This is a genomic window from Staphylococcus sp. EG-SA-14, assembly GCF_017151935.1.
Taxonomy (GTDB): Bacteria; Bacillota; Bacilli; order Staphylococcales; family Staphylococcaceae; genus Staphylococcus; species Staphylococcus aureus.
Map to the genome: position 1 here is coordinate 61,977 of NZ_JACVZM010000005.1, position 21,226 is coordinate 83,202.

22 protein-coding genes are annotated in these 21,226 nt (G+C 33.7%); 15 read left to right on the plus strand and 7 right to left on the minus strand.

All coding sequences use genetic code 11. The features are described 5' to 3' along the window. Positions 1 to 1,956 (minus strand): BglG family transcription antiterminator, encoded by a 1,956-nt coding sequence (locus tag IDG63_RS05090; RefSeq protein WP_000954264.1) that lies wholly within the window; start codon positions 1,954 to 1,956, stop codon positions 1 to 3. 211 nt (positions 1,957 to 2,167) lie between these two features. Here IDG63_RS05090 and mepR point away from each other — a divergent pair, with 211 nt between their 5' ends. The 3 genes from mepR (at position 2,168) to IDG63_RS05105 (ending at position 4,592) form a co-directional block, all read left to right on the plus strand. After that, positions 2,168 to 2,587, plus strand: a complete 420-nt coding sequence (gene mepR, locus IDG63_RS05095; protein ID WP_000397416.1) for a multidrug efflux transporter transcriptional repressor MepR — start codon at positions 2,168 to 2,170, stop codon at positions 2,585 to 2,587. 106 nt (positions 2,588 to 2,693) lie between these two features. After that, positions 2,694 to 4,049 (plus strand): multidrug efflux MATE transporter MepA, encoded by a 1,356-nt coding sequence (mepA, locus tag IDG63_RS05100; protein WP_000651052.1) that lies wholly within the window; start codon positions 2,694 to 2,696, stop codon positions 4,047 to 4,049. Between the two features lie 102 nt (positions 4,050 to 4,151). Further along, complete coding sequence (locus tag IDG63_RS05105) at positions 4,152 to 4,592, plus strand: MepB family protein (RefSeq protein ID WP_000335330.1); 441 nt, start codon at positions 4,152 to 4,154, stop codon at positions 4,590 to 4,592. 82 nt (positions 4,593 to 4,674) lie between these two features. Here the strand turns inward: IDG63_RS05105 and glpT are convergent, their stop codons facing one another. Beyond that, a complete protein-coding gene (gene glpT, locus IDG63_RS05110; RefSeq protein ID WP_001010111.1) occupies positions 4,675 to 6,033 on the minus strand; it encodes a glycerol-3-phosphate transporter in 1,359 nt (452 codons plus the stop codon). Positions 6,034 to 6,344: 311 nt separating this feature from the next. Here glpT and IDG63_RS05115 point away from each other — a divergent pair, with 311 nt between their 5' ends. The 3 genes from IDG63_RS05115 to IDG63_RS05125 are packed head-to-tail and all read left to right on the plus strand — an operon-like array spanning position 6,345 to position 8,926. After that, positions 6,345 to 7,271, plus strand: coding sequence for a VOC family protein (locus IDG63_RS05115; protein ID WP_001028204.1), 927 nt, complete (start codon positions 6,345 to 6,347; stop codon positions 7,269 to 7,271). Between the two features lie 13 nt (positions 7,272 to 7,284). Further along, a complete protein-coding gene (locus IDG63_RS05120; protein WP_001096117.1) occupies positions 7,285 to 8,346 on the plus strand; it encodes an LLM class flavin-dependent oxidoreductase in 1,062 nt (353 codons plus the stop codon). A gap of 13 nt (positions 8,347 to 8,359) precedes the next feature. Continuing rightward, positions 8,360 to 8,926 (plus strand): NADPH-dependent FMN reductase, encoded by a 567-nt coding sequence (locus tag IDG63_RS05125; RefSeq protein ID WP_001028431.1) that lies wholly within the window; start codon positions 8,360 to 8,362, stop codon positions 8,924 to 8,926. Between the two features lie 59 nt (positions 8,927 to 8,985). Here the strand turns inward: IDG63_RS05125 and IDG63_RS05130 are convergent, their stop codons facing one another. Then, on the minus strand, positions 8,986 to 9,981 hold the full coding sequence (locus IDG63_RS05130; RefSeq protein WP_000157630.1) for a YeiH family protein: 996 nt from the start codon (positions 9,979 to 9,981) through the stop codon (positions 8,986 to 8,988). Between the two features lie 64 nt (positions 9,982 to 10,045). On the opposite strand from IDG63_RS05130, the gene IDG63_RS05135 reads away from it, so the two are divergent. The 5 genes from IDG63_RS05135 to IDG63_RS05155 all read left to right on the plus strand — a co-directional run bounded on the left by IDG63_RS05135 (position 10,046) and on the right by IDG63_RS05155 (position 15,041). After that, positions 10,046 to 10,375, plus strand: a complete 330-nt coding sequence (locus IDG63_RS05135; protein WP_136817978.1) for a hypothetical protein — start codon at positions 10,046 to 10,048, stop codon at positions 10,373 to 10,375. A gap of 79 nt (positions 10,376 to 10,454) precedes the next feature. Continuing rightward, a complete protein-coding gene (locus tag IDG63_RS05140; RefSeq protein WP_000467653.1) occupies positions 10,455 to 11,000 on the plus strand; it encodes a GNAT family N-acetyltransferase in 546 nt (181 codons plus the stop codon). 267 nt (positions 11,001 to 11,267) lie between these two features. Then, positions 11,268 to 12,122 carry an iron uptake system protein EfeO gene (gene efeO, locus IDG63_RS05145; protein ID WP_000737196.1) on the plus strand — a complete coding sequence of 285 codons (855 nt, stop codon included), beginning with the start codon at positions 11,268 to 11,270 and terminating at the stop codon, positions 12,120 to 12,122. Next, positions 12,119 to 13,348, plus strand: a complete 1,230-nt coding sequence (efeB, locus tag IDG63_RS05150) for an iron uptake transporter deferrochelatase/peroxidase subunit (protein WP_000186225.1) — start codon at positions 12,119 to 12,121, stop codon at positions 13,346 to 13,348. Before efeO ends, efeB begins: the two co-directional genes overlap by 4 nt. Continuing rightward, complete coding sequence (locus IDG63_RS05155) at positions 13,329 to 15,041, plus strand: FTR1 family iron permease (protein ID WP_180295465.1); 1,713 nt, start codon at positions 13,329 to 13,331, stop codon at positions 15,039 to 15,041. Before efeB ends, IDG63_RS05155 begins: the two co-directional genes overlap by 20 nt. Positions 15,042 to 15,132: 91 nt before the next feature. Here the strand turns inward: IDG63_RS05155 and tatC are convergent, their stop codons facing one another. The 3 genes from tatC to IDG63_RS05170 all read right to left on the minus strand — a co-directional run bounded on the left by tatC (position 15,133) and on the right by IDG63_RS05170 (position 16,564). Then, entirely contained in the window at positions 15,133 to 15,891 is a 759-nt protein-coding gene (tatC, locus tag IDG63_RS05160; RefSeq protein ID WP_072414207.1) for a twin-arginine translocase subunit TatC, read from the minus strand. Then, the gene (locus IDG63_RS05165) at positions 15,851 to 16,075 is read right to left on the minus strand and encodes a twin-arginine translocase TatA/TatE family subunit (protein ID WP_001794540.1); all 225 of its coding nucleotides are present in this window, start codon (positions 16,073 to 16,075) and stop codon (positions 15,851 to 15,853) included. The genes tatC and IDG63_RS05165 overlap by 41 nt, the downstream gene beginning before the upstream one ends. A gap of 99 nt (positions 16,076 to 16,174) precedes the next feature. Continuing rightward, positions 16,175 to 16,564, minus strand: coding sequence for a DUF1398 domain-containing protein (locus IDG63_RS05170; protein ID WP_000886005.1), 390 nt, complete (start codon positions 16,562 to 16,564; stop codon positions 16,175 to 16,177). 240 nt (positions 16,565 to 16,804) lie between these two features. Here IDG63_RS05170 and IDG63_RS05175 point away from each other — a divergent pair, with 240 nt between their 5' ends. The 4 genes from IDG63_RS05175 to IDG63_RS05190 are packed head-to-tail and all read left to right on the plus strand — an operon-like array spanning position 16,805 to position 19,214. After that, positions 16,805 to 17,008 carry a helix-turn-helix transcriptional regulator gene (locus IDG63_RS05175; RefSeq protein ID WP_001246014.1) on the plus strand — a complete coding sequence of 68 codons (204 nt, stop codon included), beginning with the start codon at positions 16,805 to 16,807 and terminating at the stop codon, positions 17,006 to 17,008. Then, positions 17,005 to 17,718, plus strand: a complete 714-nt coding sequence (locus tag IDG63_RS05180; protein ID WP_000698766.1) for a DUF3169 family protein — start codon at positions 17,005 to 17,007, stop codon at positions 17,716 to 17,718. Before IDG63_RS05175 ends, IDG63_RS05180 begins: the two co-directional genes overlap by 4 nt. A 24-nt stretch (positions 17,719 to 17,742) precedes the next feature. Further along, positions 17,743 to 18,585 (plus strand): ABC transporter ATP-binding protein, encoded by an 843-nt coding sequence (locus tag IDG63_RS05185; protein ID WP_000209547.1) that lies wholly within the window; start codon positions 17,743 to 17,745, stop codon positions 18,583 to 18,585. Further along, the gene (locus IDG63_RS05190; RefSeq protein WP_000677710.1) at positions 18,585 to 19,214 is read left to right on the plus strand and encodes an ABC-2 transporter permease; all 630 of its coding nucleotides are present in this window, start codon (positions 18,585 to 18,587) and stop codon (positions 19,212 to 19,214) included. The genes IDG63_RS05185 and IDG63_RS05190 overlap by 1 nt, the downstream gene beginning before the upstream one ends. Before the next feature lie 389 nt (positions 19,215 to 19,603). On the opposite strand, the gene IDG63_RS05195 is transcribed toward IDG63_RS05190, so the two are convergent. After that, entirely contained in the window at positions 19,604 to 20,737 is a 1,134-nt protein-coding gene (locus tag IDG63_RS05195; protein ID WP_000245682.1) for a low temperature requirement protein A, read from the minus strand. Positions 20,738 to 21,226 lie beyond the last annotated feature (489 nt).

Sequence of the window (21,226 nt, forward strand, 5' to 3'; positions counted from 1 at the left end):
TTAAGCCTCCTTTGTCATAGTTAAAGCAATGTGTTGTTTAATTTTAAAAATATTCCCATCTAAGAAATCTTGTCGATATAAGTCGTTGCTTAAGCATTCGCTTAACTGTCCCAATGCCTTTAAATGTGCATTGGGGTGGTCCGTTGCTAATGTAATTACAAGGTGAACGGGATCGTTAGCTTTACTACCAAAGATAATCCCTTCAGTGAAATATGTTAGTGCGAAACCTACACCATTCTGTACATAATCAGTACCAGCGTGAATAAGTGCAATATGTGGACTAATGACCATATATGACCCGAATTGTTCAAATTGTTTTAAAATTGCAGCTGTATAATTTGAATAGACAATGCCATCATTGATTAAAGGTTGCACAGCCACTGCAATTGCGGATTCAATTGATAATGGTTGTTTATTTATAATGATGCGATGTTCAGGCAATAAATCTGCGAGTGACTTGCCATCAGTTGCCATTTTCATGACTCGTTGTTCTCTTGAGTCATTGATAATTTGATTCAATTTTTGACGAGATTGTTGATTGATAAATGGATCGACATGAATAACTGGTACAGCTGATATTTCACAAGGTACTGTTGAAATGACATAATCAATGTTATCTTGCAATAATCGACTTTCTTCCAATTGATAAATGGAATAGGCATCCCAAATGTGAAACTCAGGATACAGGTGATTTAGTTTTGATTTTAAAAGTTGTGACGTGCCTATACCAGAACCACATAGTAAGACAACCTTAATCATTGATTGTTTATGTGTTGCAACACGCTCTATACTTGATGCGAAGTGAATTGTAATGTATGTTAATTCATCTTCGTTGAAGCGAATAGCAGCATCTTGTTCAATTGGGCTAATATGCTTGCTAACGGCTTCAATGATTTGAGGATAGCGACGCATAACTTCTTGCCTCAAAGGATTAGGTTGTAGCATATCGTATTTAATACGATGTATAGCTGGTTTGATATGTGTGATCAGACTGGTATGTAACTTGTTATCTTTTGACATATCAATGCCTAATTCTTGGCTAACACAAGTAATCAATTCATGTATATTTTGCGATAAATCATGGTATTCAAAGGTAATTGAAGATGCTGTATGTTCAGTCATTTTAGAGCCTAGTAAATGTAACGTGATAAAGATAATTTCAGACTCTGGAAATGTGACATTACAACTGCGTTCTAAGTTTTCTATCATTTTTGAAGCAATAGCATACTGACTAGTATGTCGCCATTTATCAATTTCATTGATAGGTATATCGAACGAAAAATTTTCATTTAGACGCTGAATGGCAATGAGTATATGATAGATTAAGCCATCGATAGCCGACTGAACTAAATGATAATTTTCACTATTTAATGTCTTAATAATGGCACGGCGAACCAATGCGATTGATTCTGAATTAAAGATATCCGCCTCTATAAAAGGTGCAGCTTGTTTCATATATTGATGTATAAAGTGTGCATACGCTTTACGATAGTGATCTTCCTCACCAATAATATTGAATCCTTTATTGTGGACATAATTTAACTTTAAATGGTATTGATCTAGTTGGGCCTGTATCATTTTAATATCATCTGCAATTGTCCGACGCGAAACATTAACATCTTGCGCAAGTTGCTTTGTTGAAACAGGATCGGTTGTTTCGAATAACTTTAAAGCGATATGTGTGAGTCGTTCATCTTTTGAAAAATGAATTTGATTTGTTAGATTGTGCTCTAATTCATTTAATAGTGTCGCGTGAGCTGTTGTTACTTTGATGCCTGCAGCTTTATTACGGCTGACTTGGTAATGATAAGTTTCAGCATATTGCTCAATATATGCTATATCATATTGAATGGTACGAGGTGATACACCAAGTTGATTAGCAATGGTATTGATTGGAATAAACGTTTGCTCATGAATTAAAAGATACAAAATTTCGATTTGTCTATAACTTAACAACGTAATATCCTCCTATTTGTAATTGTAAGCGATTTCTTAAAAACGTAGATATGCAATCTCTTTCATATTTTAATCCGAAAAATTGCATATCAAAATGTTTATGGCACAAGATTTTATAGGAACTTTTAAAATAAATTAGATATTCATGTTGACAATTTAAAAATGTCGCAGTATATTTAGTTAGACATCTAACGAAATGGTGGTGCAATAAATGGAATTCACTTATTCGTATTTATTTAGAATGATTAGTCATGAGATGAAACAAAAGGCTGATCAAAAGTTAGAGCAATTTGATATTACAAATGAGCAAGGTCATACGTTAGGTTATCTTTATGCACATCAACAAGATGGACTGACACAAAATGATATTGCTAAAGCATTACAACGAACAGGTCCAACTGTCAGTAATTTATTAAGGAACCTTGAACGTAAAAAGCTGATCTATCGCTATGTCGATGCACAAGATACGAGAAGAAAGAATATAGGACTGACTACCTCTGGGATTAAACTTGTAGAAGCATTCACTTCGATATTTGATGAAATGGAGCAAACACTCGTATCGCAGTTATCTGAAGAAGAAAATGAACAAATGAAAGCAAACTTAACTAAAATGTTATCTAGTTTACAATAAATGATAAGTGTGACTGGTAGAAATCAGTCACTTTATCTTTAATATTATAGTTAGATATCTAATTGTTAGTAAGCTAATTATTGAAAAAGACAAGGAGTATTGAACAATGAAAGACGAACAATTATATTATTTTGAGAAATCGCCAGTATTTAAAGCGATGATGCATTTCTCATTGCCAATGATGATAGGGACTTTATTAAGCGTTATTTATGGCATATTAAATATTTACTTTATAGGATTTTTAGAAGATAGCCACATGATTTCTGCTATCTCTCTGACACTGCCAGTATTTGCTATCTTAATGGGGTTGGGTAATTTATTTGGCGTTGGTGCAGGAACTTATATTTCACGTTTATTAGGTGCGAAAGACTATAGTAAGAGTAAATTTGTGAGTAGTTTCTCTATTTATGGTGGTATTGCACTAGGACTTATCGTGATTTTAGTTACTTTACCATTCAGTGATCAAATCGCAGCAATTTTAGGTGCGAGAGGTGAAACGTTAGCTTTAACAAGTAATTATTTGAAAGTAATGTTTTTAAGTGCACCTTTTGTAATTTTGTTCTTCATATTAGAACAATTTGCACGTGCAATTGGGGCACCAATGATTTCTATGATTGGTATGTTAGCTAGTGTAGGCTTAAATATTATTTTAGATCCAATTTTAATTTTTGGTTTTGATTTAAACGTTGTTGGTGCAGCTTTGGGTACTGCAATCAGTAATGTTGCTGCTGCTCTGTTCTTTATCGTTTATTTTATGAAAAATAGTGACGTTGTGTCAGTTAATATTAAACTTGCGAAACCTAATAAAGAAATGCTTTCTGAAATCTTTAAAATCGGTATTCCTGCATTTTTAATGAGTATCTTAATGGGATTCACAGGATTAGTTTTAAATTTATTTTTAGCACATTATGGAAACTTCGCGATTGCAAGTTATGGTATCTCATTTAGACTTGTGCAATTTCCAGAACTTATTATCATGGGATTATGTGAAGGTGTTGTACCATTAATTGCATATAACTTTATGGCAAATAAAGGCCGTATGAAAGACGTTATCAAAGCAGTTATCATGTCTATCGGCGTTATCTTTGTTGTATGTATGATTGCTGTATTTACAATTGGACATCATATGGTCGGACTATTTACTACTGATCAAGCCATTGTTGAGATGGCGACATTTATTTTGAAAGTAACAATGACATCATTATTATTAAATGGTATAGGTTTCTTGTTTACTGGTATGCTTCAAGCGACTGGGCAAGGTCGTGGTGCTACAATTATGGCCATTTTACAAGGTGCGATTATCATTCCAGTATTATTTATTATGAATGCTTTGTTTGGACTAACAGGTGTCATTTGGTCATTATTAATTGCTGAGTCACTTTGTGCTTTAGCAGCAATGTTAATCGTTTATTTATTACGTGATCGTTTGACAGTTGATACATCTGAATTAATAGAAGGTTAAATATTTCGTACACTTCTGGCTGAGTATATTTCGGTCGGAAGGGTATTTTTCGAAAAAAATAAATATATGATACGATTATGAAAAAATAAAGTGAGATTGGCATTGTGTAAATCTAAAATACTGTTGAAAAATATTTTTAGAGAAGAATCAGAAGTTAAAGATTTAACTGAAGAAAAATATAATCAAGATTACGAAGCATTAACATTTAGCTTTAAAGAGGAAACATATCAAAGTAGGTTAGCTAAGAAAACACCGACTAAATCGGGATATTTTGTTACATGTTGGACAAAAGACGAGAACAATTGTAATCAACCATACTCGAAAGAGGCATTTGCAGATTACTTAATGATTATAGTTATTGATGAAGAATTAAGCGGTTATTTTTTATTTCCTAGGGAATTATTGGTAGAAAAAGGCATCTTAACTACATTTGAACATAAAGGTAAGATGGCTTTTAGAGTTTATCCTAAGTGGTGTAATCAATTGAATAAAACAGCAGGGCAAACACAAAAGTGGCAATGTAAATATTTTTTTGAATACTAATAAAAAGTCATATGGTTGAACTTATAAGAGATGAATATATCATCTTTCGATAAGATAACCATATGACTTTATTTTTTATCATTTAATGATGAACGGTTTCTTGTCCTACTTTATTCCAAGTGAGGATAAAGCTCAACATTGCAAACACACTGATTGCTGTTAATAAAATAAAACCGACATCCCATCCGAATTTATCAACTACAGCACCTAAGACGATGTTGGCCATTACAGCACCAAACAGATAACCAAATAATCCTGTTAATCCAGCTGCTGTGCCAGCTGCTTTTTTAGGTACATAATCTAATGCTTGTAAACCAATTAACATAACTGGTCCATATATTAAGAAACCAATGGCAATTAATGAGACATTGTCTAACCAAGCATTGCCTGGAGGATTTAACCAATAAATTAATACAAATACTGTGACACCTAACATAAAGAAGAAACCTGCAGGTCCACGACGACCTTTGAATAATTTATCAGAAATGTAACCACATAATAATGTGCCAGGAATTCCAGCCCATTCGTATAAGAAGTATGCCCAACCTGATGCTTTTAAGTCGAAATGTTTTTCTTCACTTAAGTAGACTGGCGCCCAATCAAGTACACCATAACGCACGAAATAAACAAATATATTTGCAAAGGCAATTGCCCATACCCATTTATTGTTCAGTACATATTTAAATAAAATTTCTTTTGTAGTTAATTCTGTTTCTAATGTTTTCTTATCGCTTGTAGCAAAGTCGTTTTTATAAATTTCGATTGGAGGTAAACCTTGAGATTGAGGTGTGTCTCTAATCAATACGTATGAAATTGCGGCAATGATAAGTGCTAAGAGTGCAGGGTAAATGAATACACCTTCGAAACCTTTTAAATAACCAAAGTTGATAAATGCTGTTGTTGTAATACCCCAAGCAGCAATAGGTGCCATAATACCTCCACCAACATTATGCGCAACGTTCCAAAGGGCAGTCTTACTTCCGCGTTCACTTACACTAAACCAGTGAACGAGAACACGGCCTGAAGGTGGCCAGCCCATACCTTGAAACCATCCATTTAAGAATAATAGGACAAACATAATACCGATACCTGATGTAAAGAACGGTACAAATCCCATTAACAAATTGACGATAGCAGTGAGTGCTAATCCAAGAACTAAGAATATCCGAGCATTGCTCCGATCACTTACAGTACCCATAAAAAACTTACTAAATCCATATGCGATGGAAACAGCAGAAAGTGCAAAACCCAGTTCCGCTTTTGTAAAACCTTGCTCTTGCAATGCTGGCATCGCTAATGAAAAGTTTTTACGTAATAAATAGTACCCAGCGTAACCGATGAAAATACCAAGAAATACTTGGAGACGTAATCGTTTATAGGTATCATCTATCTGATTTTCTGGCAAAGGCTTAATATGCTTTGCAGGTTTAAGAAAATTCATAAAATCCTCCTTAATATGTATTTATATGCATTTTGTGCGATAAACTTATATTAGACATGTATGAAAGCGTTGTCAATATACTTTTGTGAAATCTTGCATATTTAGTTATTGAAGTATTTTATAAACATTTAGAAAAAATAAATTGCTACACATAAATTTATAATTATGCAATTATTATGTCGTTATACATACTAGCTGTGTATCTACGAATGAGTACAAACATATTTTTATTTGCAGAAAAGGGGTAAATGGCATATAACTATCTTTTTTATGTAAGCTGGTATAAAATTTATACTAATGGGAGGGATAGTATGAATATAGTAGGGCATCATCACATATCCATGTATACAAAAGATGCAAAACGTAATAAGGATTTTTACACAAATGTCCTTGGATTACGATTAGTTGAAAAGTCGGTTAATCAAGACAATCCTTCAATGTATCATTTGTTTTATGGGGACGAAGTAGGTACAGCCGGAACAATTTTAAGCTTTTTTGAAATTCCCAATGCGGGTCATAAGCAGCCGGGTACTGAAACGATTTATCGATTTTCTTTATTAGTGCCAAATCAAGCGGCACTTCATTATTTTGAAAAACGCCTTGATAATAATGGTATTAAGTCTGAACGTTTGTACTATCTTGGACAAGAAGGTGTTGTCTTTAAAGATGAAGACGACTTAGAAATCATATTGCTTGTTAATGATAGTTTTGAAGTACCACATCAATGGCAACATAACGCTTATAGTGAAATACCTCAAGCATATCAAATTTTAGGAATAGGGCCAGTCGAATTAAGAGTTAGAAATGCAGCGCGTACGGTAGAATTTTTGGAAAATGTCTTAGGTTATCGCAAAAGAGATAATAAATCATTCGATGTGCTGACATTAGCACCACAAGGTTTATATTCGGATTTTGTAGTTATTGAGCAACAGGGACAACGTGAAAGACCTGGACGAGGTTATATCCATCATATTGCAGTTAATACACCTCAAATGAGTGACTTAGATGGAATTTACAAGAAATTACAACAACAACCACAAAGTAATTCAGGTATAATTGATCGCTATTTCTTTAAATCATTATACTATCGCCATAATTCAATTATGTATGAATTTGCGACTGAAGCGCCTGGATTTACTATTGATACACCTGTTGAACAATTAGGAAGTCAATTGAACTTGCCTGACTTTTTAGAAGCAGAACGTGAACAAATTGAAAGTAAGTTACACGAAATATAAAGGAGAATGTTTAATGGCAAAATTAGAAATGAATAAAAATACGCCTCTTGAGTTTGGTTTGTATTCCTTAGGTGATCATTTATTGAATCCATTGAAAGGTGAAAAAGTTAGTTATGAGCAACGTATTAATGAAATTATTGAAGCAAGTAAATTAGCAGATGAAGCAGGTATTGATGTTTTTGCAGTTGGTGAAAGTCATCAGGAGCATTTTACAACACAGGCCCATACGGTTGTGTTAGGTGCAATTGCCCAAGCGACAAAGCATATCAAAGTTTCAAGTTCTTCAACGATTATTAGTGCAACAGATCCTGTAAGAGTATTTGAAGACTTCGCGACATTAGATTTGATTTCTCATGGTAGAGCCGAAATTGTAGCTGGCAGAGCATCAAGAACAGGTATTTTTGACTTGTTTGGCTATGATTTAAAAGACTATGATGAATTGTTTGAAGAAAAATTAGGTTTACTTTTAGAGTTAAATAAAACTGAGCGTATTACTTGGTCTGGAAAATATCGTCCAGAACTTAGAAATATGAAAATATTCCCAAGACCAATCGATAATATATTGCCAATATGGCGTGCTGTTGGTGGTCCACCTGCAAGTGCTATTAAAGCGGGAAAACAAGGCGTGCCAATGATGATTACAACCCTTGGTGGCCCAGCAATGAACTTTAAAGGTTCTATAGATGCTTATCGTCAAGCGGCAACTGAAGCAGGTTTCGATGCTTCGCCTAAGTCTTTACCAGTAAGTACAGCGAGTCTGTTTTATACAGCTGAAACAACTCAGGATGCTATGAGAGAATTTTATCCACATTTGAATACAGGGATGTCATTTATTCGTGGTGTTGGTTATCCGAAACAGCAATTTGCTAATTCGTCAGATTATCGAGAAGCGCTAATGGTTGGAAGCCCGCAACAAATTATTGAAAAGATATTGTATCAACACGAGTTGTATGGTCATCAACGTTTTATGGCACAGCTTGATTTTGGCGGTGTGCCATTTGAAAATGTTATGAAGAATATTGAGTTAATTGGCAACGAAATTATACCGGCGATTAAAAAGCATTTATCAAAATAGGAGGGGCGTCATCATGAATATTGTATTATTGTCAGGTTCCACAGTAGGTTCTAAAACGAGAATTGCTATGGATGATTTAAAAAATGAACTAGAAGTCATCAATGAGGGACATCAAATAGAGTTGATGGATTTACGAGAACTTGAATTAGAATTTAGCGTTGGAAAGAATTATCTAGATACTACAGGAGATGTATATAAATTAACGACGTCGTTAATGCAGGCTGATGTGATTTTTATTGGTTTTCCAATTTTTCAAGCTTCCATCCCTGGTGCTTTGAAAAATGTGTTTGATCTACTTCCGGTCAATGCGTTTCGTGACAAGGTAATAGGACTTGTAGCGACAGCAGGTTCTAGTAAACATTATTTAATTCCTGAAATGCATTTAAAACCAATATTGAGTTACATGAAAGCACATACGATGCAAACGTATGTATTTATTGAAGAGAAAGATTTTTCAAATCAACAAATTGTCAATGATGATGTTGTATTTCGGTTAAAAGCGTTGGCACAATCCACAATGCGAACTGCCAAAGTACAACAACAAGTGTTTGAAGAAGAAAACAACCAATACGACTTTTAAAGTATAAAAATAAGACGCTCGGCACACTAAATTTGTAAGTGTTTGAGCGTCTTTTCATATTAACTATATAGCCAATGAACGACGATAAAGGCAAGTGATGACAAGCATATTGAGGTAATAATGATTGTCATAAGCGGTTTAAGTGCGCGATTTTTAAGATCTTTAAATGCAACATTTAACCCTAAAGCAACCATGGCCATTAATAAGCAAATTGTTGATATAGTATTTAAAATATTTAACAATACTGATGGAATAGTTACATATGTATTCACTAAGGCCATAATGACAAATCCAATTAAAAAGTATGGAATGCTTATTCGACCCTTGCTAGATGATTCTGATGAACGGAAACGCATAATTAAAATAAGTACGATGGTTAATGGAATCAGTAAGAATACTCTACCAAGTTTACCAAGAAGTGCAATTTTAAGTGCATCACTACCACCAAAGCCACCAGCTAAGACAACGTGCGCAATTTCATGAAGACTAACACCAGACCAAGCGCCATAAACATTTGTCGTCATTGAAAAGATAGCGTAGATAGCTGTATATATAAGTGAGAATATCGTACCAATCAATGCGATGATACCGATACTAATAGCTGTATCCTTTTCACGTGATTTGAATATTGGAGCGACTGCGGCAATAGCGGCAGCACCACAAACGCCTGTGCCGACACCTAGTAATAATGCGATGTTTTTGTCACCATGCAACAGTTTGTTGACAAAGAGCATCATTACAATACTGAAAATAACGACACCTACATCGATGGCTAATAGTTTACTACCTTGACCGATAATATCGAATATATTGAGTTTAAGTCCATATAGGATGATTGCAAATCTTAATAAATATTTAGATGAAAACGTAATACCTGAGCTATATTGTTCAGGATATCCTCTAAAGTGACGATATAGAATAGCGATTAATATCGCGATAGTTAATGCGCCAACCTTATCTAAGATTGGCAATTTAGCTGCTAAAAAGCTAAATAATGCGACTATAAATGTTAATGATAGTCCAATCATAAAATGCTTATTTTTCAATGATGCCATGAGCAGTGCCTCCTTTAATAGCATTTTAGCACTGTTTTGTCGTATTTTTAAATATAAATTTGGAATGGTTAATAAAGTAGTGATTAAATTAAGTTGTGTGATAGGTATCAAGGACATCAACCAAAGTAATAGGTACTACAACGCTTATTGGCGGGGCCCCAACAAAGAAGCTGACGAAAAGTCAGCTTACAATAATGTGCAAGTTGGGGATGGGCCCCAACATAGAGAAATTGGGTCCGTAATTTCTACAGACAATGCAAGTTGGCGGGGCCCCAACATAGAGAATTTCGAAAAGAAATTCTACAAGCAATGCAAGTTGGCGGGGCCCCAACAAAGAGAATTTCGAAAAGAAATTCTACAAGCAATGCAAGTTGGGGAAGGACAACAAATTTAAGATACAAGGCGTAATATTAATATGTTATTATTATGATAATTTACAGAATTATATGAAAAATGAATGAGGATGTGATGGTATGTTTGGAATGAAAGTGAATGAACAAATAACATTAAAAATTTTAGAAGCTCATGACACAGAAGCGCTTTTCAATTTAGTCAATCGTTCAAGAAATTCACTTAGGGAATGGTTACCTTGGGTAGATGCAACTGAGCAACCATCAGATACGCGTGCATTTATTAAAAGAGGACTTTTGCAATTTGCTGATGGTAATGGATTTCAGTGTGGCATTTGGTATGAAGGAACGTTAGTTGGTGTCATCGGTTTACATGAAATTAATCACATGCACAGAAAAACTTCATTAGGATATTATTTAGATAAACAATTTGAGTGTCATGGGATTATGACACAAGCAGTTGAGGCATTGATAAAGTATTGTTTCGAAGAGCTTGACTTAAACCGAATTGAGATTAGTGCCGCAGTTAATAATGAAAAAAGCCGAGCTATTCCTGAAAGGCTGGGATTTACTAGAGAAGGTATGTTACGTGACAATGAATTACTAAATGGTATTTATTCATCGAGTTACATCTATAGTTTATTAAAATCAGAATACGACCAAAAATGACAAATTAGACTTACAAAAGAGTGATGACATTTAAAATGGCATCGATCTTTTATTTAATTTTCGAAAATAAAAGGTTGTTGACAGCATTATTTTATAACAATATAATGATTTTGATAATTATTATCAACTAGATGATGTTTATGGGAGGATGCTTTAAAACAGCCGTTTTAAGTGTAATGTATTATTTTAGCGTGTAGGGAATGCGAAAATAATATTTATAAGAACACATCTATGGGGATAATAGAATTTCTATAATGAGGTGTCAAAATGAAAAAGTTAACAACGCTATTATTAGCATCAACGTTATTAATTGCTGCATGTGGGAACGACGATAGTAAGAAGGATGATTCAAAGACATCGAAAAAAGATGATGGTGTTAAAGCAGAATTAAAACAAGCAACAAAAGCATATGATAAATATACTGATGAACAGTTAAATGAATTTTTAAAAGGTACAGAAAAATTTGTTAAAGCGATTGAAAATAATGATATGGCCCAAGCAAAAGCGTTATATCCAAAAGTTCGTATGTATTATGAACGCTCTGAACCAGTTGCAGAAGCATTTGGAGATTTAGATCCTAAAATTGATGCACGTCTTGCAGATATGAAAGAAGAGAAAAAAGAAAAAGAATGGTCAGGATATCATAAGATTGAAAAAGCATTATACGAAGATAAGAAAATTGATGATGTGACTAAAAAAGATGCACAACAATTATTGAAAGATGCAAAAGAATTGCATGCCAAAGCTGATACATTAGATATCACACCAAAATTAATGTTACAAGGTTCTGTTGACCTATTAAATGAAGTTGCAACTTCTAAAATCACAGGTGAAGAAGAAATTTATTCACATACAGATTTATATGATTTTAAAGCGAACGTTGAAGGTGCACAAAAAATTTATGACTTATTTAAACCTATTTTAGAGAAAAAAGATAAAAAATTAAGTGATGATATTCAAATGAACTTCGATAAAGTGAATCAATTATTGGATAAATATAAAGATAACAACGGCGGTTATGAGTCATTTGAAAAAGTATCTAAGAAAGACCGTAAAGCATTTGCGGATGCTGTTAATGCATTAGGAGAGCCACTAAGTAAAATGGCTGTGATTACTGAATGACAAATTATGAACAAGTTAACGATAGTACGCAATTTTCAAGACGTACATTTTTGAAAATGTTAGGTATTGGCGGTGCCGGTGTTGCAATTGGCGCAAGTGGTGTTGGTAGCATGTGGTCTTTCAAATCAATGTTCAATACACCAGAAGATCCGGAAAAAGATGCGTATGAATTTTATGGTAAAGTGCAACCAGGCATTACCACACCCACGCAAAAAACATGCAATTTCGTTGCGTTAGATTTGAAGTCAAAAGATAGAGATGCAATTAAGGCAATGTTTAAAAAGTGGACGGTTATGGCTGATCGTATGATGGATGGTGATACAGTTGGCAAGACGAGTAACAATCCTTTAATGCCACCAGTAGATACCGGTGAATCGATAGGATTAGGTGCAAGCAAGTTAACGATTACCTTTGGGATTAGTAAGTCTTTGATGAAGAAAATTGGGTTATCTAGTAAAATTCCCGATGCCTTTAAAGATTTACCGCATTTTCCGAATGATCAGTTAATAGACGATTACAGCGATGGTGATATTATGATTCAAGCATGCTCAAATGATTCGCAAGTATCCTTTCATGCGGTTCATAATTTAGTTCGTCCATTTCGAGATATTGTTAAGGTACGTTGGGCGCAATCTGGTTTTATCTCTGCTAAAGGTAAGGAAACACCTAGAAATTTAATGGCATTTAAAGATGGAACAATTAATCCTAGAAAGAGTAATCAACTTAAAGATTATGTGTTTATTGATGACGGATGGGCGAAACATGGAACTTATTGTGTTGTCAGACGTATTCAAATACACATTGAAACGTGGGATCGTACTGCACTGGAAGAACAAGAGGCTACATTTGGTCGGAAACGACATAGTGGTGCGCCGTTAACAGGCGGGAAAGAGTTTGATGAAATTGACTTAAAAGCGAAAGATAGTCATGGCGAGTATATTATTGATAAAGATGCCCATACGAGACTAGCGAAAGAAGCAAATACGTCAATTTTACGTAGAGCCTTTAATTATGTTGATGGCACGGATGACCGCACAGGTAACTACGAAACAGGCTTGTTGTTCATTGCTTTTCAAAAAGCGACAAAACAATTTATCGATATACAAAATAATTTAGGTAGTAATGATAAATTAAATGAATATATTACACATAGAGGTTCTGCTTCATTTTTAGTATTACCAGGTGTTAGTAAGGGAGGATACCTTGGTGAAACATTATTTGACTAAATTTGTAGCAATGCTAATAACTGCTGCTATGGTGTGTAGCTTTGGGTTACTGAAAAGTCAGGCAGCAGAACAACAAAGTATTAGTGATGTATATAGTGTGATAACGGATGCGAAATCTGCACTTTCTAATAATTCGATATCGAATGACAATAAGCAGAAAACAATTGAGCAAGTGGTAAGTGCAGTTAAGAAATTATCGCTTGAAGATAATAGTGAAGGTAATGCTGTCAAATCAGATGTGAGAAAGCTTGAAGATGCAAAAGCGAATGATAATCAAAAAGATACACTTTCGCAATTAACGAAGTCATTAATTGCTTATGAAGAGAAATTGGCTAGTAAAGATGCGGGTTCTAAAATTAAACTATTGCAACAGCAAGTCGATGCCAAAGATGCTGCGATGACAAAAGCGATTAAAGATAAAAATAAAGCGGAATTAGAATCTTTGAACAATAGTTTGAATCAGATTTGGACAAGTAATGAAACAGTGATTCGCAATTATGACGCAAATCAATATGGACAAATTGAAGTCGCATTATTACAACTTAGAATTGCAATTCATAAGTCACCATTAGATACGGCAAAAGTGTCACATGCTTGGACAACTTTTAAATCAAATATTGATCATGTCGATAAAAAAAGTGATACGTCTGCAAATGATCAATACCATGTATCACAATTAAATGATGCGTTAGAGAAGGCGATTAAAGCTATCGACGACAATCAATTGTCGGATGCTGATGCTGCGCTTACACATTTTATAGAAATTTGGCCGTATGTTGAAGGTCAAATTCAAACTAAAGACGGGGCTTTGTATACGAAAATTGAAGATAAAATACCATATTATCAAAGTGTATTAGACGAACATAATAAATCGCATGTCAAAGATGGTTTAGTAGATATAAACAATCAAATTAAAGAGGTTGTTGGCCATAGTTATAGCTTTGTCGATGTGATGATTATCTTTTTACGTGAAGGACTAGAAGTGTTATTAATTGTAATGACATTGACTACCATGACGCGTAAAGTCAAAGATAATAAGGGGACTGCAAGTGTGATTGGTGGTGCAATTGCCGGACTTGTACTGAGTATTATCTTAGCAATTACGTTTGTAGAAACTTTAGGGAATAGTGGCATTCTTCGTGAAAGTATGGAAGCGGGATTAGGTATCGTTGCGGTCATATTAATGTTTATCGTTGGTGTTTGGATGCACAAACGTTCAAATGCGAAACGCTGGAATGATATGATTAAAAATATGTATGCCAATGCGATTAGTAATGGTAATTTGGTATTGTTAGCGACGATTGGTTTAATATCTGTGTTGCGTGAAGGTGTTGAGGTTATCATTTTCTATATGGGGATGATAGGTGAGCTAGCGACAAAAGATTTTATTATTGGTATTGCCTTGGCCATAGTGATATTAATTGTCTTTGCGGTATTATTTAGATTTATCGTCAGATTGATACCTATATTCTATATATTTAGAGTATTGTCGATCTTTATTTTTATTATGGGATTCAAAATGCTTGGCGTAAGTATTCAAAAGTTACAATTATTAGGTGCGATGCCAAGACATGTTATTGAAGGATTCCCAACGATTAACTGGTTGGGCTTCTATCCAAGTTATGAACCATTGATAGCACAAGCTGCTTATATTATGGTAGTTGCTATCTTAATCTTTAAATTTAAAAAATAAAAAACAGGCCGAGTGCCTGTTTTTTTGTTGCGATGTTGGAAATATTCGGTATTGCAGTATAACGATAATCACAGCATTAATTCTTATAAGGTTAATGTGTTGGCGGTTTGCCTCGGCATGTGAACTTAACAATGAACATACTGAACTCAAAGAGCAATATGAGTGGCAATGTGAGTAATATATTTAATGTTAAATCGGGTGGTGCAATGATACTTGCTAATACAAAGCAAGCGAAATAAATATATTTTCGATAATGCTTCAATGATGTGGTATCTATAAGACCGAATTTTGCAAGTCCTATGAATAATATTGGCAATTGGAATAAAATGCCAAAAGTGAAAAGCCAACGGATAAGTTCAACTAAATACGCTTTAAAGCCAATGACAGGCGAAATGTTTAAAGTTAATGATAATTTTAACGCGAATTGAATGATTATTGGAAAGCCAACATAAAATGCAAAAGCGACGCCAGCACAGAATAATAACACGCTGAAAAAACTATATTTATAAATAAATTGACGTTCATTATTATGTAATCCAGGTGCAATGAATGCCCACAATTGATAAAACATGACTGGTGAAATGTAACAAAACGCGATGAAAAATATAATCATCACGTATATTTGGATCATTTCTGTGAATGAAAATGCATGTAAGGACACATGTGCACGGGTAATATACGTTATGAATGGTGTCATCCACCAAAATGATGAAACATATACGACGATGACCGTAATGACGAACGACAATAAAATTTTTACTAACCGATGGCGTAGTTCGCTAAAGTGAACTAGTAAGGTGTGGTCAGTGCTATTGCTCTCGCTGTTGTTTCGATTCCTTACTGGGTGTATCGTGAGACTCTTTATCTAAATCTTCTGTTGCAGATTTAAATTCTTTTAAAGTAGAACCGATGGCACGGCCAAATTGTGGTAATTTTTTCGGACCAAAAATAATTAAAGCGATAATGCTAATGACGACAAGACTTGTTGGGCCTGTGATGCCTAAAATAAAAGTGTTAGTTATCATGATAATCAACCTCACTCATAAGTAGTATATAGTATTTACTTTATACCGAACGATAATGATTATCAATAAAATTTTATGAAATAATTAAAATGTTGCTATAAATATAGTTTATTGAGGGATTAATTCTGAAATAACAGCTTGGTCTTGCAAGTCGATATAAGTACAAGTGCCCGCTTGAATATCGATATGCCATTTATAAATGCCAGCTTCAGCCATTTCATCACAAAATGTTTCAAAATCTGTTTGCCCTTGTTGATGTCTTGTTAAGACGTCTTGAACTATTGTTTTGTTTGATTTTTGAGCAACAGGATGATTACTTTTTACAGATGACGTAACGATATCATCTTCTGATTGATGTACGTATGTTGCTGTACCATCTTGAATATTAACAATATTGTACGTCATACCCATATCCTTAAATGCTTTGAATAGTTTTGGAAAATCAACACCAGTAAATTGTTGATGTGCTTGTTGAATTGCAGATAATGTAAATGCCATAATAATCTCCTTTGAATGATTTGATTTAGTGAAAATGCGTGCATCATACTAAAATTAGAATGCTGTTAATTATGCAGGAAGGTGTAACGAAAGTAAACAATTATGACTTGTAGGCGTTGAGGTGTTTGTTTCAAAATGTCATACATAGGTGGACAATCATATTTTTTTGTGTGGATTTGACAAATATAGTTGTCAAAAAGACGCATATCATTTACAGTGTAGTTAAGGAGTTGATGCGATGTGCGTAATCGATTGAAAGAATTACGAGCACGAGATGGCTTAAACCAAACGCAACTTGCTAAACAAGCGGGCGTTTCAAGACAAACCATATCGCTAATTGAGCGAAACAATTTTATGCCATCAGTATTAACGGCAATAAAAATTGCTCGAATTTTCAATGAAACGGTGGAAACTGTTTTTATTATTGAGGAGGATGAGGTATGAAAATACTAAGATATATCGGATATCTTTTACTAGGTGGACTTGTAGGGGGTATCATTGGTGGAATTTTAGGTAATTTTGATGGATTGGGTATTGAGAACTTGACGTTTGCGACATATACCAATGTCGTTGTAATATCGATTGTTGCGACGATTATTATCATATTGGTAGAAGCCATTGTTTTGATGAATCAAAGACGTGCATTGAAGTATAAGCGACTTGTAGATGAAGAGGTAGATATCGATGCAACAGATCAATATGAATTGCTTGCGAATCGTTATGTTTTAAATGGAAGTATATTAAGTATTCTGCAGACAGTTATTGCTTTTTTAGTATTGCTTATTTTTGTGGTAGGGCACGCTGCAGCAAATGCAATACTATTCTTTTTAATACCATTTTTTGCTAGTGCTATTTTCAATACACAATTTACGCTGTTTAATAGAAGATTTGATGATAGAATGCCAAAAATTGCTGATAAGAATTACACTGAAAAGCGATTGGAAATATTGGATGAGGGTGAACGCCATATAGAATTAATTGCATTATTTAAAACATATGCGATCAACTTATCCATATTGATACTAGCCATTATTTTTATAGGGTCTTATTCAATTGCTACAGGAATTAATCAAAGCTTTAGTTTGCTACTTATCATTGCTATTTTCATATATAACGCCTTTAGTTATTTATTGAAGAGAAGACGTTTTTATTAAAATTAAACAAAGAGGAGCATGGATATGACAACATTGTTAAACGTAGATCGTGTGAACAAACAATACAAAGATTCGGATTTTAAATTACAAGATGCATCTTTAACGATTGCTACTAATGAGACAGTAGGATTAATCGGGAAAAATGGCTCGGGTAAATCGACATTAATTAATATTCTAGTAGGCAATCGACATAAAGATAACGGTAGTATCACATTTTTTGGAGAAGAACATACCGTGGATGATGTCGAATATAAAGAACACATAGGTGTAGTGTTTGATGATTTGAGAGTGCCTAATAAATTGACTATTAAAGATATTGATAAAGTATTTCAATCTATTTATATGACTTGGAATAGTCAAAAATTCTTTGATTTAATCAAATATTTCGAGTTACCACTACAAACTAAAATTAAAACTTTTTCAAGAGGGATGCGAATGAAGATAGCTTTAACAATTGCGCTTTCTCATGATGTGAAGTTATTAATCTTAGATGAAGCAACTGCAGGTATGGATGTTTCTGGACGAGAAGAAGTAATGGAACTATTAGAAGATTTTGTCGCTCAAGGTGGAGGCATCTTAATATCATCGCATATTTCTGAAGATATAGAACATTTAGCTGATAAATTAGTGTTTATGAAAGATGGACGAATGATTTTAACTGAACAGAAAGATATACTTTTAGCACAATATGGAATTGTTACGACAGGAGATAAAGATGTTGAAATTCCTAAGCATTTAATCATTGCTTCTAGATTGTCAAAGGGGAAATATCAAATTTTAGTTAAAGATTATGCAGAAATTAAAAATGCAGAACCTTTAAAACACATTGATGACGCTACGAAAATCATAATGCGAGGTGAAGTATAATGAAAGGTATGTTCCTAAGTAGTTTTTATGCAACGAGAAAGCAAACATATATTTATTTTATAGTCGCTATCATAGCTGCGGGATACTTTGCAGTATTTAATCCGTTGATGAGTTCGGCAATGGCTGGGGTTATGTTAATCACACCCATTACTGATAATATTAAACATGAAAAAGACTCAAGATGGATGTATTATGTATCTACTTTACCGGTTAAACGTAATGATTATATTAAGTCATACTTTGCCTTTTATTTAATCTTATTCGGTGCAAGTTTAATGATTGGATTAGTTGTGACTACAATCGTGACCCAAAGTGTGATGATTGGTATTATGTCAGGTTTAATGAGTTTTGGTATCATAGGGGCATACTCTATCATTTTCCCATTGACATTTAAATTTGGCGCTGAAAACTCTAATGTCATTATGATATGTGCATCTATACTACTACTTATTTCTTTCGTGGTCTTTTTCTTTATATATGGTATGGTTAGTGGTGCATCTGCATTAGAATTTGAAAAAATTAGCACTGAAGGATGGCTAGTTGTCATAGCATATGCGGTCATTGGTATAGTTATAACGAGCGTTTCTTATATATTGTCTATTAAAATTTTTAACAAACAAGAACTATAATCAATATTCTTGGTGTGAAGCTAGTCCTTGAAATAATATTTAGAGCAGGTGATAAATCAATACGATTATCATCTGCTCTTTTTGGTGTTGTGGAATGAAATGCGGGATGATAGGTTGAGGTGACATCTCTATATCATATCATTTGTTTTTAGAAGATTAGGTTGTGTGGGAATTGCATCCTTTTATAGTGAGGATTAACGTGTATATATCATTGAGTATGTTGCTGAAATTTATTTGCGTGTATCAATTGATGATGGTATATGCCAATGATTTCCTCGGAAATATAAAAACTCGATCATGTATCATAACTGATGATTGTCACAAAAGTATAATGTGAAGTTCGACACTTTTGGATTCAGTTCAAATACTTTGACCGAGGTGAATACTATTTATTCATGTTTATTACGTAGACGTTGATTTTTAAAATAAATCAGCATGATGCAGAAAGTCGCAACGGATACCGAGATAATCATTACTTGGTCATGCCCCTTAAAGATAAGGCTGATGATATATGATACTACAAGTATGCCTAGTGAAGAAGAAATATATTTTGCGTTTGTCAGTTCATTATGGAAATAAGGCGTGATTAACCATAATCCAATATAGAATATTAAAACACTGATATACATCATATTAATTTCAAACAAGTCATTTAGTTTATTGTTATTACTAAAAACAATTGCAGCATTAATCACACCTAAAGCGATATTGATTAATAGATGCGTATACGATAAACGGAAACCGATAGATGACAATTTATGATTAATGTAATTTTCAGTAATGATCCAATATACACCGAAAAGACTAATTAAAATCATAAATTGGAATATATAAATGTAACTAAAATGATCAATGCTAAATGATGACGAAGCTAAACCAACCAGTACCTCGCCAAAGATAATAATTGTTAGTAACGAAAAACGTTCTACTAAATGCATCATATTAACAGGTGATAATACAAGATATTTCTGAAATGGAATAAGTCCTGTCGCTGCAATGAATACGCCTAAAAATCCAGGGATGTAATGGATACTTTGTGGTAGTACTAATGATAGAAATGATAAAAATGAAATCACAAAGGCTACGCTCGCAAAAGCTTGACATGTACGCTTATCGCCATAATCTAACCCTGTACGTATATGTAATAAATACTGTAATCCGATACTTAAATACATAATTGCCACGCATAAGAAGAATGGGAAGAATGTCTTTTCAAAGTCCGGATATAGGCTGTTAGATAGGAAGACCATGATGAACATATTAAACATCATAAACGAGACGTCTTTGAATGTAACTTGACCAAATCGATTTGTAAAAAATGTTTGATGAGACCACATTAACCATAAGAACAAACTCATGACGATGTATTTGAAAAATAAATCAGCTGAAATGGAACCATTTTGTGTTGTTAAAATCACATGTGCAATTTTTTGAATGGCATAGACGAAAATTAAATCAAAGAACAACTCATGGAATCCTGCACGCTTTTCAGCTAAATGTTTTGGTGTTAATGCATTAACCATAAAATTTTAACTCCTTTAAGATGTGTAATTAATTTACTAAGTATACTATTTATTTTTTCTAGTGAATAGGGGCAGATTTGGCGATGAAGTGGAAGGAGAGGTGACTGCAAGGTAATTGCGGAATTAACAATCATCAGCGATTTAATATTTGACTGGAGACGTCATGGTAATAAAAAATTGATGAGAAATTGATGGTGAAACCAGCTGTGAATAGCGATGCAATGATAGATAGAATTTAATTAGAGTCATTACGCGAAATGATTAATGATAATTTGTGGTAAATCAAAGCATAATTTTGTACTATAGATGAGGATGATAGAGCATATTTAAGAGTGTGAAATGTTAAAGTGAAACCGTTTACGTTTCCGATTGCCCAAACAAATTACATCATTGTATAATATGATTTGTTAAATGCATAACAAGAATGAAAATGTAACATACGTAGCAATTGGTTTCATAAATTGGATGTTAGTGGCGTATTGGTTCATT